The organism is Ereboglobus luteus (assembly GCF_003096195.1).
In the GTDB taxonomy this organism is placed as follows: domain Bacteria; phylum Verrucomicrobiota; class Verrucomicrobiia; order Opitutales; family Opitutaceae; genus Ereboglobus; species Ereboglobus luteus.
Genome location: NZ_CP023004.1, coordinates 2,712,545 through 2,727,996, shown reverse-complemented (window position 1 = coordinate 2,727,996; position 15,452 = coordinate 2,712,545). Strand labels below are relative to the sequence as shown.

The following is a 15,452-nucleotide window of genomic DNA, read 5'->3' as shown; positions in this document are numbered from 1 at the left end:
AAGTTACAAGTTTAACGCCGAAAAAATCACTTGATTCTGTAAAACGCGTTCAACAGCGCCGCGCATGGGGCGTGCTCCGAGAGTTTTGTGAACACCTTCACGCAAAATCGCCTCGATATCATTTGGCGTGATTTCCAATATATAACCGAGTTTTTGCAGGCGCATCAGTTCCTTTGCAATCATTGCTTCGCAAATCTCGCGCTGAATCTCGAATGACAAACGTGAAAACACAACTTTCTCCGTCATGCGTCCGACCAGCTCGGGACGGAGTTGCTGACCGACGCGAGCGAGCACGGTGCGTTCAATGCTCGCGAATGGCGCGGATTGCATACGCATCGCTTCGGATGCGCCGATGTTCGATGTGAACACCACATAAAACCTCGAGAGGTTTTTTCGCTCACCGGTGGCGAGCGTGATGCTTGCGTCATCGAGGATTTGCAAAAACAGGTCGAGCACGAGCGGATGCGCTTTCTCGACTTCATCGAAGAGTAATGTTCCGCAGTCCGCTTTCGCGAGCGCACGTCCGAGCAAACCGATATCGTCGATCTTTTCGCCGATCAATTTTTCGACTGACGACTGGTTCTGATATTCCGACATATCGAAACGGATGGGCTTCGCGCCATCGAAAAGATATCCCGTGAACGCATTCGTGATTTCCGTTTTTCCCACACCAGTCGGCCCGACAAACAGGAACGAGCCTTTCGGACGCCCCGGATGCGCGAGGCCGAGTTCGCCGCGCCGCAGCACCGACTCGATGCGCCCGATGACGTGCGGTTGTCCTTTGATATGCTTGTGCAAGTGCGCGCCGAGATTGCGGAGTTGTTCGCGGCGCGTCTCAAACCAAGTTTTATCGGTTTCTGTATTCATATTTTTCATTTTCAAAACCATCCGCTCACGCGCCCGTCGGCTTCGCGCGGCGGCAGCAACACCCGCCGAAACCCCATCTCGCAGTGCTGCACGACCGCCTGAAACTTCCGCAGTCTCCGAAACTCATGCGGCTCGATGTAATACTTTTCTTCCTCGGAAAATGACGTGGTGCGCTTTCCTGCCGAATAACCATAGGTGCGCTTTCGGTATTTCTTTTTGCCAAGTGTGTCGGCGGCAATTTTCGCCGACTCTTCATCGGCCGCCTTGAACATGATGCGGTTCGCCATGTTCGCGATGAACACTTTCGCTTTCTTCTCATCGCCAATCGGCGGGATAAGCGACGTGTAGGATTGCGTTGCCGCCACGACTGTCGCCTTCGCTTCGCGAATCACATCCACGACATTGTAATCACTCGTGCCGTCGTCATTCGCGGTGACGATTTTCTGCGCTTCGTCGGCCCAAAGTATGAGCAAATTATCCCCGACTCGCTCCTTTGTCGTTCGGTCAAATCGCAGCAACACATGCGAGTAAAAAACCAGCTTCAACAACGTATGGATATACCGTCGCTCCGTTTTGAACCGCTGCGGAATCGACACGCAGATTACTTTTCCCTGATCTATCACATCAAACGACAGCGATGATTTATCCGGGCAAAATACACGCGCGATGTCCGGCTGCGTAAAATGTTTCAACCGATTGGCCAGCGTGCCGCGCACACCGCCCAACTGCTCTGTCGGTTGGCTCGCGATTTGCGACTCATAGTGGGCGATCAACGTCCTCGATTCCGGCGTGTTCTTATTGTCCAGCATCGCGATTATTTCCTCCATGAAGGCATCGGACGCCAGTAGCTCATGCGTGTTGCCCAATGTCACCGGCAGCCCGACACAATCAAGCGCGTGAAACGCAAAGTCCATCTGGATTTCCGCCTGTGTCTTGAAAAACGTCTGATCGCCATCCTGCCCAAGCGATGCCGCCACATCGCACACATCCTTCGCTTTTGCGGAATAGGGAAGCCGCATGTCCTCCAAAAAATTAAACGTATGCGGCGGCTCCCAATCGGCGAGCGCACCCTCGGGCCGCACCTGCAACAAAATCAAATCCTTCTCGCGTCCCAGATGCCGGAACATCGCCGAAAGCGTTTCCCAATACAGTCCCTTGTCGTCGATGCAAATGCCGCCCCAGCGAGGACAGTTCCGCGACACCTGCCACAACATCGCGTTGATCGCAGCCAGCGTTTTTCCAGAGCCCGTCTCACCCGTGATCAACCATCCCCGGCAAAAATCATTCATCGACCACGTAAATCCGCCCAGCGACAAAATCGGCCTCGCGCGCCTTCGCCGACGTTCCCGCCACGCCATTATTCCGCAAAGAATCTGCGAGAACGCCAGAGCACTGAACATGGCAACCACCACAATCGACATCGACGACTGCGCGTGATGCGCGACCATCGCGCATCCCAAACAAACAACGGCAATCAGAAGATGGGTCAGCATGTGGAAACATCGCATCGTGCCACAATCACACTGCGCCGGATTGTATAATCGTGCTCTGTGTTTGTATAAAAACGCGAAACCGGATCGTTCAGCGTCCGGTTTTCTTCACCTCAATTTTTAATATTACCGGCTCGTCATCCGCATCCTCGGCCCCCGGATGCAATTTTTCGGGGATTTCGCGAAGTTCGCTTACGCGCAACCCGTCAATCTCATCCATGAGCGCTTCCAAATTCTTGCCGCGCACAAGCACTTCGTGGTGTATGAACGTCATCAGGATTTGTTCGCACCCGGCAGCGTCAGTTGTTGCGTCGCCCTTCGGAAAAAACTCCGCGCCTTGATAACACGACCACGGGAAAGACGAGCGTCGTTTTCCTATCCTAAATAATCGCAGCGTTAGCGGCAATGCCGCCGGGGGCGGCTTCGTATCATCCTTGCGAGCATTGCGCTCATACTGCACGGAGGTCGGCTTGGGCTGCGTTGCGGGACTATTTGCGCCAATGGCCTTTCGGCGTTGGTCGATCGCTTCTCTTAGGGTCATATTCGGATTCCTCGGGTTGGTTGTTGATTGTGCTGATGCAACGAAGGAGGTGATGCCGCTTGGGCGTGCGAAGTGCGCAGTTGCTCGTGCGCGCGCATGGCTCGGATATTTTCATATTCCGCCAATAGTTCCGAATGCAGTGTTTGCGCTGCGCTCGCATCCGGCTTGATCGACAAGGCGAGCTCGCGATCGGACTCCCGCTCAATCGCCACGCGCAGCGCCGTCTTGTCTTCCGTGAGCACGAGCACTTTCTGGCGCGCTCGCGAGATGGCCACATACCATTGATGTCGATTGATCGGCGCTTGTTCGACGTCATGGGAAACGAGCACGGTATCGACTGTTTTGCCCTGTGATGCATACGACGTCACCGCGTAACCGGGCACAAACATCCGTTGCGCCGGCGAGAGTGTTTTTATTGTCCCCGCATCGTCTCGAACCCGGATGCTTTTGTCTTTTAACACACGACATATCGTCACCAGTTCGCCGTTCCGTATCGGTCTTCCTTCGATTGAGTTTCCATTAAATTTCATCTGCAACCGATCCCCACGCGCCAACTCCTGTTGACGCGTCTTCACCACCACAAATCTGTCCGCGTAGCGGTGGCTTACCGTCGTGATTCGTCCGTCTTTTTCCAGGGTTACGCCGCGCTCATCCGCGCCGGCGACCTCGCAGCAGTCACCGCGTTTGAACCGCCCGTAGTCGCGCACAAACCACACCTTCGCATCGCCCGCATAAAACCGGACATCGCGCTTTTGCGCCTCGCTCAAATCGAGCGATTGCAACGACTCGACTGCCGTGCTCTCACCCAGCTTGCCCTCATTTTTCAAGCGGTCGCGGATCGCCGCGTTTGCCTCGCGCACCTCGTTCCACGTCTGCGCCACCGCGAGCACTTTTTCACCGCGATTCAACGCCTCGCAATATTCTCGCGCCAGCTCCGCCTTGCGATCCGCAGCGTCGAGCTCGCGCACGCATCCCAGCGAATCCAATTTATCAAACGAGTCCGTCAACCTCCCCTCCGATGCCGCCTTCACCGCGGAACGGTATTTCCTCACAAACGCTTTCGATTCCTTCGAGGACACGGCATCGGGATTCTGACGCCGAATCGACATCAGCCGCACCGGGCGCAACCCCGAATGCTCCTCGATCACGCGCAATGCGTCCGATGCCGCCACCGCGCCTTGCTGACGCGTGTCGCCCGACAAAATCAACCGTCCGCCACAAGCCCGCACACGCTCGATCAACGCCAGCATGTCCTTTCCGCCGACCTGTCCGGCTTCATCAACAATCACAACCGCACCATGCGGCAGCATATTTGTTCCGCTTGCAAGAAGCCGCGCCAGGGTGATTGCGTTTCCCACGCCATCCTTCCGCAAATCATCCGCCTGTTGATGCTGTGGCGCGGCAACCACCACGGGATGCCCGCCATCCGCAAGGCCGCGCGCGACTTCGCGCAAGGTATAACTTTTCCCCGTGCCCGCGCCGCCTTGGAACAGCGTGATAAAATCCCGGCTCTTCAAAATACGCGACACCGCACGGCTCTGTTCGGAGGAAAGTGACGAGTCCGGTGTATGATTTTCACTCATGGGATCATGGCGCCTCTGCCCATTTTGGGCGGCGCGCAGGATCGCCAGTTCGCACGCCAGCACACCTCGCGAGGTAATCTTCCGCGACTGCGCATCGCGGATGTAATCGCGCTGCGCCACCTGTTTTTCCAAGTCGGAAAGTCCGAAGTTTTCACCGCGCCCGCGCTCCAGCGCAGCCGACATCAATTCGTAATCGCCGACGACTGACCGGCGTTCAAACAGGTGGGCATCCGCCCATTCGACTAATTGGGGCAGCCCGCATTTTCTACGGATGTTTCCGGCAGCGGCGGAGGCAGCTTTGTCGGCTCAATTTTCGCAAGTGAGGCGCGCTCGGATTCAGGCATCTCAGCAGACCAGCGAGAACGCAGTTGTTCCGCTGGCATGTTCTTGATTTTCCGACGCCGTTTGTCGTGCGCCACCTGTTCGCGCAGCGCCTTTTCATTGCTGTGCAGCCCCTCCATTTCGATCCGTTTTTTTGTCTCCGCGTCGATCTGTTGATGCCGTTTGGAAAACCGGGCGATCACGCTTTCCGGCACACCCTGGATTTCAAATCCGGTCGGCGTATTGACGATGTCATAGCCGAGTTGCCGGAGCCCTTTTGCCAGTTCGTGATAGTAGAGATTTTCCGCAAACTTTTGCGCCCGATACATGCCCGTCGCGTGAAGCGCCTTCCACTTTTCCTCCTCGAAATCATAGGTCGCGTTGAACACCACGCAGTGCGTGTGCAAATGCGGGTCGAGTTCCCGGCTCGTGTCATGACGGAACAGCGCGGCAGCCATGCCGCCGGTCACGCGCTCGCCGTTTGCGCCGTCCTTTCGCACGCGCGTCTCGGCAAACTTTTCGAGTTCGTCCATCATCATGCGGGCGGCGTGATCGTGGAGTTCGATAATGCGGGCATCCTGATACAGCGCGACCACCGAAACCGACTTTGGCGGACTGATAGTGAAGTCATAAAACACGCGGCGATTCGATACCGTGTGCCCGCCATCGCGACGGGTCGTGTTGTGCCGCATCGTCAGGCGCTGCCCCGTGTCGGGATGAAAACCCTGGCACATCGCAAGAAATTTTTTCTCGGTGACAACGCCCTCCAATCCGAGCATCGACGCGGCGATGCCGCACCACTGGCCGGCGACCACATGGCCGTCCATGTAGTAGTCGCCCGTGGACAAATGCTCGCGGAAATACCCGAGCGCGTTCGCAAGATTCAACTGTGGCTTCGGACTTAGCACGATGGCACCTCCCTCGCGACTATCGCGACACGCGCGACGATAATGCGGACAGGCCGCGCAGACTCGAAACGCACATGCGTTTTTTGTAAGCGGGACGCCTCTCCCCTTGCGCCAAGGCGCAATGTCTTTTTCAGGGTTTCCATGCACCGCAGCATATCGGCGTCGTGCGACTCAAAATAGAGGAAGCGAGGGCGTCCTATTTGCCCTAATTTTTGTATCCCAATTTTGGATGCGTCCGACCGGCACGAAAACGCGCCGCGTCCCTTCGTCCCGGGGGGACTTGTTTCGCGGCGCGCCATCGTGCGTTAGCGGAATGCGACTACGACACGCGCGAAGAGATGCGGGAGCGTTCCTCGCGCGGCTAACGCCTCCAGTAGCCTCCGCAGTCCGCCTGCGTTCCTTGGCGGCTCTGCTTCGGCCTTCCGGCTGCGCCCCGCTCAGAACGACCCGCAACTCCTCGCGGGCCTGTTGCCGATTCGCGACGCACGCGGAAATCAGGGAACAGGCATCACACACCTCCCACTTGCGGTGAGGAAAACCCTCTGCCCTGGGGTTCGTATAGTCTGCCACGCCGTCAAGGTAGTGCGCTCCTTCGTCGCGCCTCCACCACGGCGCGCTTCGACAAGCTACGCGCGCCTTTGACTTGGCGTGCCGCAAGTCGGTGAAATCGGGCAACACCGGATGCCCCGGCACTTCGCCGGAAGCGGACGTTGGACGATTTCGCTTATCATTATGTCAAACGACTCCGCGACCCTGACCCAGCCCGAAGTTAAATCCGAACGCGCGAAAGCAATCGAATATCTGCGCAGCGACTATCTCAAATCCGGCGACACCGTTTACGTCATCCTCCGGCATGTCAGCCAAAGCGGCATGAGCCGGTTTGTGGATTTGTATGTGGTGAAAAACGGACGTCCGCTCCGCATCACTTGGACTGTCGCGACTGCACTCGCGATGCGCTACAATCGTAAACACGAATCACTCCATGTGGGAGGCTGTGGGTTCGACGCGGCGCACTCCGTGGTTTATGACCTCGCATGGACTCTTTTCGGTGATGCCAACGCCCTCAGCCACAGTTGGCTTTGACTTCAATTCATGTCGTTTATCACCAGCGCGGTGGTCATTCCGACTGTCGCGTTTTTTATAGGGAAACTCCAAATGAAAACTCCCTGCCCGCCCTGTGAAGCCCGCATTTTACCACACCAGATCAAGGTCGTTCTCGACCTCGACGCGGCTCGGTCTGCGCTCCACCACGGCACGCGTCGCACATGCTTCGCGTGCCTTTGACTTGGTGTGTTTGCGCGTGGCGAAATCGGGCGGCACCGAGATCAACCGGCAACGACGCCGGAACCGGACTGCGCCTGGTTTCAATTCATAATCATGATCGCAAACGACAATGATCCATTCGGCGGTGTCATCTATTCCTACACTCGCAAACAAGCCATCAACGACGGTGTGCTCGTTGACCTCAGTAACTACGATGTGAGCAAACAGCATTGGAAACTTCCGATCGCTTGCACCGACACGCTTTGGCAGACGATCGAAGCGGTCATGCGCCAGGATGATTCACAGGACATCAGCGGAATCCTCCATGACATCAGCACAATGGCGAAGCTTCAAATACGCGGTGCCGACACTTCAGACGTGGTGCTCTTCGACGTCAAACTCGGCAAGGAAATCCACAAGCTGAAACTCCACATGGGACCGGGCGACACATCCGATCCAGTTCTCACCTTGATGTTCTCCGACGAGGACTGATCGAAGGGGCACACGCCCCTTTTTTGGCAATCAATGGAAATTAGGGCATACGCCCACTGTGGCTGCCCGCTGCGTGTTCCGTCACGATACCACACCCGTCAATGTAGTCCTGACTCTACATAGCTCGTCAGGCTCCACACCGGACGCCTGCGCACAGGCTCCGGCGTCCTTTGACTGGGTGTGCTTTCGGAACGGCGTGAATCGGGCATGGCCGAAGACACTCCGACATGTCGCCGGAAACGGACCGCGCCTGATTCCGTCAAACATCATGATTACATGCGAAACGACGTTCGATTCGGAACTCCTCAACCTGCCCAAAGGCCGCAAGCTCACGGCACTGCGAAACGAATTGCTCCACAACATCAACCTCGGTGAAACCGCGATCTTTCGTTTTTTGAGAGGCTACTTGGTTGCGTCACTTTGGTCGTCAACCGACGACGAGGGCGAACCGCTCGACAATGATTTTGGCATAACCTCCATCGCCACCGAATCCCTCTTGAGCGCATGGGCGGAGTGCTCGCGGTTCATGCGCGAAAACGAAACCGACCTGACTCATCTCGATGACGAGCACAACGGTCAAAACCTATGGCTTACAAGGTGCCGGCACGGGGCTGGATTCTGGAGCACCTGCACCGACGACGAATCCGCCGAATATGCGATGCTGCAACTCACCCACGCCAGTCACGGTTTCGGTGAAATCGACCTCTACATCGGCGACGACAAAAAACTGCACTTTAGCAACGAGGGAGGGATTGTCTGATGAGCACGGTAATCAACGAATACCTTTTCACCATACGGGGCCGCCCCGCGCTCTTCAAGCGAAGCATGTTTTGCGGCGAACTTCTCGCCACCGAGCGCGGTGTTTGCCCATTCAGCCACACGGGGTATCGTTCACTCGCCGGGCACACACGGCTCCCGATAGACCAGCCCGACACCCGGCATCCCACCGAAATCGTCACGCAAAACTTCCTCGAATCGATTGCCGCCGAAAACGACCGCCAACGCGAAGCCGCGCTGCGCGAAGCCCGAAAAACGGTGCGGAGATGCTCCCGTAACCGGCTCCCCGCCCCCACATCCGTCGGCATTGATGCGGACGAAGCCGTGCTGCATGGCTACTTCGCGACCGACGCCCAACGCACCGAACTCTGGCAGACGGCATACCTCCTCTATCACGAATTGGCCGAGTCCGATAAATACACGCCGGACAAACTTGCCGCCACCGCGCATTGGGATGAGGAGATTTGCCACCACTGGATGGAACATGTCCAGGGGAAGCTCGCGTTGCTGCGCCGCCTCATGTCGGGAGACTTCTCAATCGAGGCCTTTTCCCAGGGCATCCCCCTCGGACTGTGTTCGGGTTATTTCGACCTGCCGCCCAAGCCAGGTGGCGAACCGATGATCGTAATCCCGACAATCATCGCCGAAATGGCGTTCGAAATTGATGAACTCGAAGCTGACTCCGCCACCGAGTCTCAAATGAATGAGGCGGACGACGATGAAGACGACACGGATGACATTGAGGAAAGTGAACTCGACAGCATTCCGACACCGGAAACTCCAGAAATCGAACAACTGCGCCTCTTTTGACGGGAATATCTGTTTAGGATCGAATTAAGCCCTTACTCCCCACTCGCCCGCAAATTGCGGAGCCGTTCGCCATAGCGGAATACGATTTTACTGTGATGTTTGAATCTAGCCGAGAACGCCATGCATGCGGAATTCGCATCCGTCCCACAGTGAGCGCATTGGTCACCATATCGTGCACATGCGCTGCCCCATGAGTGCGATACATTTGATCTGCGCAGAGCAAATCCAGAGTAGTATATAGTGCAACGTTGGGATAATCGCGCATGGCGATGCGTGTCGCCTTTTTCTCGTCGATGACTGCTATTCCACAAAAGGCCGCACAGGCCAAAGTGGCTGCTTCACCGTCACCAAGATCATCTGGCGGCGGTGCCCCCACCAAACGATAAAAATGCGTTAGCTGACCATCATCGAGTGTCGCAATTTTTAATGTCCCGTTGGCGGCAAGCCGCCCGATCACTTCTTGTCCATCGGCGTTGTCACGCGGGTCGTGCGTCAATTCACGAGCCGCATATTCGCTTACTATCAAAACGCGCCCCAATGTGGTGGCGATAAGCTCCACGCAATCGGCTGCCAGCAGATTGATCAATACGCTGGTATCCAAAAATAGAGGCTCGTTGCCGGGTTTAACTTTCGAGAGAGAGCGCATCATCCAACTCTTCGCCTCCGAAGTTGTCCAATTGTTCACGAAGTTGAACCCGTTCCAGTGAAAGCATATTACTCAACTGCCCCTCCGAGAACAACCCCCGGCGATATGCTTCAACGGCCATAAGTGTAAGGCGTGGTGGAGCAGATTGTGCGTCGTCCGTGGGTAAACCCAACGCACGCTTGGCCGCCTCAATGGTAAACCCCCGCTCCTTTAACGATTCAAAGGTTCCTTGCTTGAGAAGTTTTAGGTTTTCCAAGCGTCGAGCCATGGCCTCCACGGAAACTTTGAATGAATGAGCCATCAAGAGCAGATTCCTTGGAGAAAACGCTCCGCCCGCGGCCGTATAGTCACGAAATCGACTGCGCACGGATACCGCCGGCATCAAAAAAGCCACTGCAAATAGTGTGACAAATCGTTCTTCCCTGGAAATCTCGTGCGCTGCTTCATGCACCACATCCGGTGAATTGCGCGCACACATAAAATGCCCCAGCTCATGCGCAATAGTTAGAACCTGACGCTCACGCGGATGTTTGATATTGATCAACATGCACGGCCCAACTGCCGCATCGTAAGCGAAAACACCCGAAATCAGCGGTGCCAGTGGCCGGAAAAAAATTCGGACTCCCAGTTCTAATTCAACCAATGAAACGATGTCGGTAATCGGAGACAACCCGATACCCAGGCGGTGGCGGAGTTCGAGCGCCAAGTCCTCGGCTTGATCTTCAAGCGGGCCGGATAGGATTTGTTTTTCTGGAGGAGGATAAGATTGCTGCCGTTGTCCCAACCGAAATTCCAGTTCCATCGATGCCGTTGCCAAACGATTCAGTAACCGAATCGCATCCTCTCCAGATTTTTCCAATTCCGTTTGTTTTTTGGAATCCCCTTTTCGGAACTTTGCCACAAGATCGACATGCACTGCCGTTGAGCGCAGCAGATCATTAAAGCGTGCCTCGTAAATGTCGGCAAGCGTGCGCAGTTCCTCGGCGCGAACTTTTCTCTGTCCTTGTTCAATCGCCACCAGCGTCGGACGGGAGACACCGAGCCTTTTGGCCGCGTCTTCCTGCGTAAGCCCGGCATTGGCGCGGGCAACTCTAAGTCGCTCGCCGAGCGTGGCAGCATCAATTGATTCAACAAAACTCATAGATGCGCAATTTGTTGGTTGACCCATGATTCTGGGCCAAGTTGCTGGGTAAACTTACGCCATTCCGTCTGATGCGCCAACAAAAGCCGACGAAGCGGTTCCGCCCCTCCGGCCAGTTGCTGAGGGTTATTCCCGAAAGCATCAAACAATGCGTTTTCCATTTTTGGATGGGTTATTGGTGTGTTGGCTAAGCGTGCGAGGTCTTCCATGGCCATGACTGCATGAACTGCAATATCCCAATCATTGGTCGAAACAGGACGGCGGGCGTCCTCGCAAAGCGACTCTTCCAGTGAACTGGCGCTTAAATCCGGCCACATATAAGTGTCGGCGGGCTCGGGCAAATCCGCGCTGAACACCGCCAGCCTGCGCAGCATGCACCCTGAGCAAATGCCACAGTGAATCTTCTTATGGCGCTCAGTGCGAATATCTCTTTGCCCGCGCGAGCATGAAAATGTTTTTTCCCAACCCTCATGAAGATTCTCTTTCTTGAGCATGGTAAGAACTTCGCCTTTTGTGTGCCATAGTTGAGGATGCTCAAACGAAATCGTTTTTTGCCAGAACGCCCGAAAAAAAGCCGCCATCCGACGGCTGAATCCGGGATGCGATCCACGATGCGGTGATTCAGCACCCACGGGCACCAATGACGGCCCCAACGCGCCTTGCCCTGCTTCTGGAATGACAATGCTTTTGGCTCCCGACATGTGCGCGGCCAAGCCAGCCAGCACTGAAAAAAGAAACCCGCGCGTGCGATACGTCTGATCTGCGTTTCCCTTGAAACTAAACTTTATTGGAACGGCCACACGTCGATAACGGGTTCCATCCGCATCGGTGAGCCAGGTTCGACTGCCCGCCAAACCATGATTCCAAGCGGTTACACGAATAGGCGATATGTGAGGCCTTTCTTTTCGCAACAGACGGGACTGCGCGAACGAATCCATCCCGTTGCTAAATGGAATAACCTGGAACTCGCCTTGCCCTAAATCCATTTCAGCCTGCCTCACGCGAGGCAAACGTCCGGCGCGCTTAATGAACTTAAAACGCCACGCGTCTCCAGTAAGATAACGCAATGCTTCCAACAAGGTATCAACGATTTCCGGTTGCTGCCAAAAACGCGGTTCCGCCACTGGCATGACTATTTCAAGATTGCGACTCCAACCAAGTGACGCCTTTCGACGCACCAAGCGATCAGCAAAAGCAACAATGCCCGCCAAACACACCAGTTCTTCGTCTCGCACAGTAAGCTCCTTGAAACAAAAAGCCTCCAACTCAGTTGGAACCAAACTGACGTTGGTGCCAATTTCGCAACGAATCTGCCCGGACGGAACACGGGAATGCGAGCCTTCGCCAGAGAAGACGGCTCGGACTGTCACCAATGGGTTTGGGGAAGTTTCTACTGACATAAAAGATTTTCATCCAAAGCTACAGGTTTGGGCTTATGCGAAACCACCAATCGCCCGCAGTTGGTAATCAAGTCACGCGCAAAATCCATAACAGGCAATGAGGCCATGTGCCGATTGATCGCTTGCATGCACTCAGCCACGCCACGTCCGCGTTCTTTCATAATGTGACCACGCATCGCACGCGCTTGGCTTTCAGCACGCTCAGCGATTACTTCAGCGAGTGCCCGCTCAATAGTGCCACGATCAATTGCCCCCATTCTCTCCGCCATTTTCAAGCGATTGACCAACAGTTGCCCCATGACATGATCACCCTCAAGACCAGTGAGCTTGCTCCCGAAAAGATCCGCCTCCCGTTTGTCGCATCGCTCCAATAACTGATTGAGCATTTTGGGCGAAAATTCTTTATTGCAATCGTCCGCCAGCGCCCGCTCCGCACTTTCACGCGCACGGTCGTCACGATCCGATTCGCGGTTACAATGCCTCAAAAACCGCCGCCACATGGAATTAACCGGTGCAGATTTGTGAATATCATCGCGCATGACGTGTTAGGATTGAATATGTTTTGTGGATTAAATTTTACTATGTCAACAGAATTTCAAATTAATTTCCGACAATGCAAATAAGCGAGGCTCCAGGCGTTTTTATTTGATGTTGCATAACCTAGGTAGTTTATATTTTCTACCAAGTATTAGAAACATAATGACCAAGACCAAACTCATTGAACAGCTTGCGCGCAAACGAGGTTCGCTGCGTCCACGCGATCTCCGTGCAGACAATCTGCCAACAGCCTATCTTGGGAGGCTCGTGCGTGCCGGGCGGCTGATTCGTTTTTCTCGAGGCGTGTATGCGCCAAGCGATGCGGAAATCGACGAAAAGCACGACTGGGAGATCGCATGTCTGCGCGTGCCAAACGGCGTTCTTTGCCTGACCACGGCCCTAGCCCTCCACGAAATCGGCACTCAAAGCCCCCGTGAGGTCTGGATGGCCATTGACGGCAAAGCATGGACGCCCCGTATTACGCATCCCCCCATGCGTTATGTTCGATTTTCGCCTGCCGCGCTCCATTATGGTGTGATGACCGAAAAGATTTCTGGCCAAGCCAGACTGCGTGTTTACACGGCGGCGAAAACGGTGGCCGATTGTTTTAAATTTCGCAACAAGATCGGCATTGATGTGGCAATTGAAGCACTGCGGGAAGGTTGGCGAACGCGCAAGTTCACCATGTCGGAGCTGGCAGCGGCGGCCCACGTTTGCCGGGTCGCGCGCGTCATGCAACCTTATCTGGAAATGCTACCATGACCAAACTAAAAAACCTACCGGCGTCCGTGAAAGCGCGTTTGCTCAACGTGGCGCGCACCAGACACGAAACTTTCAACGATATTCTCGTGCGCTATTGCATCGAACGCCTGCTCTACCGACTGGGACAATCCAAACATGCCGACCGGTTTCTTCTCAAAGGTGCGTTGCTTTTTGTCCTGTGGGATGATCGCGTGCCACGCCCAACGAGGGACGTGGATTTCCTCGGCTTCGGAAACATGGAAATCGACGCCATAATTGACGCCTTCCGAGAAATCATTGCCACGAATGCGCCTCCGGATGGGCTGCACTTTGAGGAGGCATCCGTGCGCGCGGAGGAAATCCGCGAGGGACAGGAGTATGGAGGCGTTCGCATCAACATAACGGCGTGGCTCGGCAAGGCACGCATCCCCATGCAGATCGACGTTGGGTCCGGCGATGCCGTGACGCCCGCGCCGGAAGTGACCGACTTTCCCGTGTTGCTGGATTTTCCGCCGCCGCGCGTGCGCGCGTATCCGATCTACACCGTCGTCGCGGAAAAATTCGAGGCCATCGTTTCAATCGGCCCGCGCAACACGCGCATGAAGGATTTTCATGATTTGTGGTTTTTATCCCGGCGATTCGACTTCGACGGAAGCATGCTGCATCAAGCCCTCTCAGCCACCTTTCGTCGGAGGGGAACCGTCATGGAAGGAGAACTGCTTCCGTTCACGTCGGAATATGTGAACGATGCCGCCCGGCAGGCTCAATGGCATGGCTTTCTTGGGCGCAATGCGCTCAAAACACCGCCAGATCAGTTCCCGCTATTGATGGCGGAGCTGCGCGAATTTGTAGGCCCTGCGCTCAAGTCAAATAACCAGCGATGGTATGCGGGCAAGGGATGGGAATAATCGCCACCAAGGAGAACCTGAATACGGCAACGTTACCTTGTGGTTTGGGGAACGCGTGGATTCGTTATTCACAAATAGCAAATGTTCGCATTGTAAGCAGCATTCTGGAGGCGGTATTCGACCGAGACGGCAAGCGCCGTGCCCCGCGCGAGATTGTATCATTGCTATGCAATCTGTTCTCGGCCTCGACAAGCTCGGCCTGCGCTCCAGATTGACAGCAACGCTTTTCATGCGCCTATGGGGCCACGTTCGCATAGAACCCACAGGGAAGAAAAACTACATGGAGTTACGCCCCTGCCCGAAGCCAGCGAATGATGTCTGGGCGTTGTGTCCGGTTGTTTTTTTGCGCCCCGTTTTCCGAGAGTTGTGGCGTAATGCGCAAACCACGAAGCCGACACGGCGGGCGTGACCAGGCACACCGCCGCCGCCCGCAAGCCATCGAGGCAGGGATCGAAAATCACGCATGACCGGAGGCATTTTGAGCGAATCGAAAAATAGGGCGTGCAAAACCGGACAAAATCCCCATATTTAATGACCTGATTAAAGTAATCCAATTACTGGATATGCAACGAGATAGCTGGCAACCTAGGAAAGAGAGTTGGGTTGCCAGAATGTTGTCAAAATCGCTGTTTTTAGCTTCACTTCCCTGTCAATTCGTGCTCTTATATGCATGTTCTAAACCATTAACAATCAACTAAGTCCGCTAGAACTAGCGACTTGAACGTGAACCAAACGCGGGCATCCTGCCCGCAAAATAATGGGATGACCGCGTATTCGTTTTTTGAATACTGTTCATTGCGGGCAGGATGCCCGCGTTCCCGGGAAGAGCGCCCACTCCGCCATGTGCTCGTTGTAAAACGCGCTGCACAGCGAGGTGATTCTCACCGCGCGCTCCTGCGTCAACGCCTCCATGGACAGCGCTTGCGCGTTCGACATCTTTAGCGCGCGAATCAGGTGGGTATTTCACAGCCGTTCAGCCCAAACCCGGCGATGCCGGATGCGTGACGCGGGTTTTAAACCCGTGAGC

The 15,452-nt window shown here is 55.3% G+C and carries 18 protein-coding genes; 8 read left to right on the top strand and 10 right to left on the bottom strand.

Annotation, left to right across the window (positions count from 1 at the left end; translation table 11 throughout):
• Positions 1-3: 3 nt before the first annotated feature.
• Positions 4-867 carry an AAA family ATPase gene (locus tag CKA38_RS09950; RefSeq protein ID WP_161554838.1) on the bottom strand — a complete coding sequence of 288 codons (864 nt, stop codon included), beginning with the start codon at positions 865-867 and terminating at the stop codon, positions 4-6.
• Between the two features lie 11 nt (positions 868-878).
• A complete protein-coding gene (locus CKA38_RS15745; protein ID WP_161554837.1) occupies positions 879-1,781 on the bottom strand; it encodes a type IV secretory system conjugative DNA transfer family protein in 903 nt (300 codons plus the stop codon).
• On the opposite strand from CKA38_RS15745, the gene CKA38_RS15740 reads away from it, so the two are divergent.
• Positions 1,764-2,408: a hypothetical protein gene (locus CKA38_RS15740; protein WP_161554836.1), complete on the top strand. Its 645-nt coding sequence runs from the start codon at positions 1,764-1,766 to the stop codon at positions 2,406-2,408. The genes CKA38_RS15745 and CKA38_RS15740 overlap by 18 nt on opposite strands.
• Positions 2,409-2,448: 40 nt before the next feature.
• Here the strand turns inward: CKA38_RS15740 and CKA38_RS15415 are convergent, their stop codons facing one another.
• From CKA38_RS15415 to mobF, 3 genes are all read right to left on the bottom strand, one after another.
• Positions 2,449-2,631 carry a hypothetical protein gene (locus CKA38_RS15415; protein ID WP_152032785.1) on the bottom strand — a complete coding sequence of 61 codons (183 nt, stop codon included), beginning with the start codon at positions 2,629-2,631 and terminating at the stop codon, positions 2,449-2,451.
• A 263-nt stretch (positions 2,632-2,894) separates the two neighbouring features.
• Positions 2,895-4,664, bottom strand: coding sequence for an ATP-dependent DNA helicase (locus CKA38_RS09935; protein ID WP_108825330.1), 1,770 nt, complete (start codon positions 4,662-4,664; stop codon positions 2,895-2,897).
• A gap of 59 nt (positions 4,665-4,723) precedes the next feature.
• A complete protein-coding gene (mobF, locus tag CKA38_RS09930) occupies positions 4,724-5,710 on the bottom strand; it encodes a MobF family relaxase (protein ID WP_161554835.1) in 987 nt (328 codons plus the stop codon).
• Positions 5,711-6,442: 732 nt separating this feature from the next.
• Between mobF and CKA38_RS09925 the strand changes: the two genes are divergently transcribed.
• From CKA38_RS09925 to CKA38_RS09910, 5 genes are all read left to right on the top strand, one after another.
• Entirely contained in the window at positions 6,443-6,793 is a 351-nt protein-coding gene (locus CKA38_RS09925) for a hypothetical protein (RefSeq protein ID WP_108825328.1), read from the top strand.
• A 9-nt stretch (positions 6,794-6,802) separates the two neighbouring features.
• Positions 6,803-6,994 carry a hypothetical protein gene (locus tag CKA38_RS16445; RefSeq protein ID WP_236918994.1) on the top strand — a complete coding sequence of 64 codons (192 nt, stop codon included), beginning with the start codon at positions 6,803-6,805 and terminating at the stop codon, positions 6,992-6,994.
• 93 nt (positions 6,995-7,087) lie between these two features.
• A complete protein-coding gene (locus tag CKA38_RS09920; protein ID WP_152032784.1) occupies positions 7,088-7,465 on the top strand; it encodes a DUF6573 family protein in 378 nt (125 codons plus the stop codon).
• Between the two features lie 268 nt (positions 7,466-7,733).
• Positions 7,734-8,225: a hypothetical protein gene (locus CKA38_RS09915; RefSeq protein WP_152032783.1), complete on the top strand. Its 492-nt coding sequence runs from the start codon at positions 7,734-7,736 to the stop codon at positions 8,223-8,225.
• Positions 8,225-9,052 (top strand): hypothetical protein, encoded by an 828-nt coding sequence (locus CKA38_RS09910; RefSeq protein ID WP_108825325.1) that lies wholly within the window; start codon positions 8,225-8,227, stop codon positions 9,050-9,052. Before CKA38_RS09915 ends, CKA38_RS09910 begins: the two co-directional genes overlap by 1 nt.
• A 13-nt stretch (positions 9,053-9,065) precedes the next feature.
• Here the strand turns inward: CKA38_RS09910 and CKA38_RS09905 are convergent, their stop codons facing one another.
• From CKA38_RS09905 to CKA38_RS09890, 4 genes are read right to left on the bottom strand one after another with little or no spacing between them, the layout of a single operon-like run.
• Positions 9,066-9,737: a PIN domain-containing protein gene (locus CKA38_RS09905; protein WP_152032782.1), complete on the bottom strand. Its 672-nt coding sequence runs from the start codon at positions 9,735-9,737 to the stop codon at positions 9,066-9,068.
• The gene (locus tag CKA38_RS09900) at positions 9,676-10,866 is read right to left on the bottom strand and encodes an XRE family transcriptional regulator (protein WP_108825323.1); all 1,191 of its coding nucleotides are present in this window, start codon (positions 10,864-10,866) and stop codon (positions 9,676-9,678) included. The genes CKA38_RS09905 and CKA38_RS09900 overlap by 62 nt, the downstream gene beginning before the upstream one ends.
• Positions 10,836-12,239: a 7-cyano-7-deazaguanine synthase gene (locus tag CKA38_RS09895; protein ID WP_108825322.1), complete on the bottom strand. Its 1,404-nt coding sequence runs from the start codon at positions 12,237-12,239 to the stop codon at positions 10,836-10,838. The genes CKA38_RS09900 and CKA38_RS09895 overlap by 31 nt, the downstream gene beginning before the upstream one ends.
• Positions 12,230-12,778, bottom strand: coding sequence for a hypothetical protein (locus CKA38_RS09890; protein ID WP_108825321.1), 549 nt, complete (start codon positions 12,776-12,778; stop codon positions 12,230-12,232). The genes CKA38_RS09895 and CKA38_RS09890 overlap by 10 nt, the downstream gene beginning before the upstream one ends.
• 160 nt (positions 12,779-12,938) lie before the next feature.
• Here CKA38_RS09890 and CKA38_RS09885 point away from each other — a divergent pair, with 160 nt between their 5' ends.
• Together CKA38_RS09885 and CKA38_RS09880 are read left to right on the top strand one after the other, a co-directional pair.
• Positions 12,939-13,538 carry a type IV toxin-antitoxin system AbiEi family antitoxin domain-containing protein gene (locus CKA38_RS09885; RefSeq protein WP_108825320.1) on the top strand — a complete coding sequence of 200 codons (600 nt, stop codon included), beginning with the start codon at positions 12,939-12,941 and terminating at the stop codon, positions 13,536-13,538.
• Positions 13,535-14,425, top strand: a complete 891-nt coding sequence (locus CKA38_RS09880; RefSeq protein ID WP_108825319.1) for a nucleotidyl transferase AbiEii/AbiGii toxin family protein — start codon at positions 13,535-13,537, stop codon at positions 14,423-14,425. The genes CKA38_RS09885 and CKA38_RS09880 overlap by 4 nt, the downstream gene beginning before the upstream one ends.
• A gap of 792 nt (positions 14,426-15,217) precedes the next feature.
• Here the strand turns inward: CKA38_RS09880 and CKA38_RS16440 are convergent.
• Positions 15,218-15,361, bottom strand: a complete 144-nt coding sequence (locus CKA38_RS16440) for a hypothetical protein (protein WP_236918993.1) — start codon at positions 15,359-15,361, stop codon at positions 15,218-15,220.
• Positions 15,362-15,452 lie beyond the last annotated feature (91 nt).

Excerpts from the sequence above, each read along its gene's own strand:
- CKA38_RS09950 (WP_161554838.1), bottom strand. The coding sequence starts at position 867 with ATGAATACAGAAACCGATAAAACTTGGTTTGAGACGCGCCGCGAACAA.
- CKA38_RS15745 (WP_161554837.1), bottom strand. The coding sequence starts at position 1,781 with ATGGACTTTGCGTTTCACGCGCTTGATTGTGTCGGGCTGCCGGTGACA.
- CKA38_RS15415 (WP_152032785.1), bottom strand. The coding sequence starts at position 2,631 with ATGACGTTCATACACCACGAAGTGCTTGTGCGCGGCAAGAATTTGGAA.
- CKA38_RS09935 (WP_108825330.1), bottom strand. The coding sequence starts at position 4,664 with ATGTCGGCTGCGCTGGAGCGCGGGCGCGGTGAAAACTTCGGACTTTCC.
- CKA38_RS09925 (WP_108825328.1), top strand. The coding sequence starts at position 6,443 with ATGTCAAACGACTCCGCGACCCTGACCCAGCCCGAAGTTAAATCCGAA.
- CKA38_RS16445 (WP_236918994.1), top strand. The coding sequence starts at position 6,803 with ATGTCGTTTATCACCAGCGCGGTGGTCATTCCGACTGTCGCGTTTTTT.
- CKA38_RS09920 (WP_152032784.1), top strand. The coding sequence starts at position 7,088 with ATGATCGCAAACGACAATGATCCATTCGGCGGTGTCATCTATTCCTAC.
- CKA38_RS09915 (WP_152032783.1), top strand. The coding sequence starts at position 7,734 with ATGATTACATGCGAAACGACGTTCGATTCGGAACTCCTCAACCTGCCC.
- CKA38_RS09910 (WP_108825325.1), top strand. The coding sequence starts at position 8,225 with ATGAGCACGGTAATCAACGAATACCTTTTCACCATACGGGGCCGCCCC.
- CKA38_RS09900 (WP_108825323.1), bottom strand. The coding sequence starts at position 10,866 with ATGGGTCAACCAACAAATTGCGCATCTATGAGTTTTGTTGAATCAATT.
- CKA38_RS09895 (WP_108825322.1), bottom strand. The coding sequence starts at position 12,239 with ATGTCAGTAGAAACTTCCCCAAACCCATTGGTGACAGTCCGAGCCGTC.
- CKA38_RS09890 (WP_108825321.1), bottom strand. The coding sequence starts at position 12,778 with ATGCGCGATGATATTCACAAATCTGCACCGGTTAATTCCATGTGGCGG.
- CKA38_RS09885 (WP_108825320.1), top strand. The coding sequence starts at position 12,939 with ATGACCAAGACCAAACTCATTGAACAGCTTGCGCGCAAACGAGGTTCG.
- CKA38_RS09880 (WP_108825319.1), top strand. The coding sequence starts at position 13,535 with ATGACCAAACTAAAAAACCTACCGGCGTCCGTGAAAGCGCGTTTGCTC.
- CKA38_RS16440 (WP_236918993.1), bottom strand. The coding sequence starts at position 15,361 with ATGTCGAACGCGCAAGCGCTGTCCATGGAGGCGTTGACGCAGGAGCGC.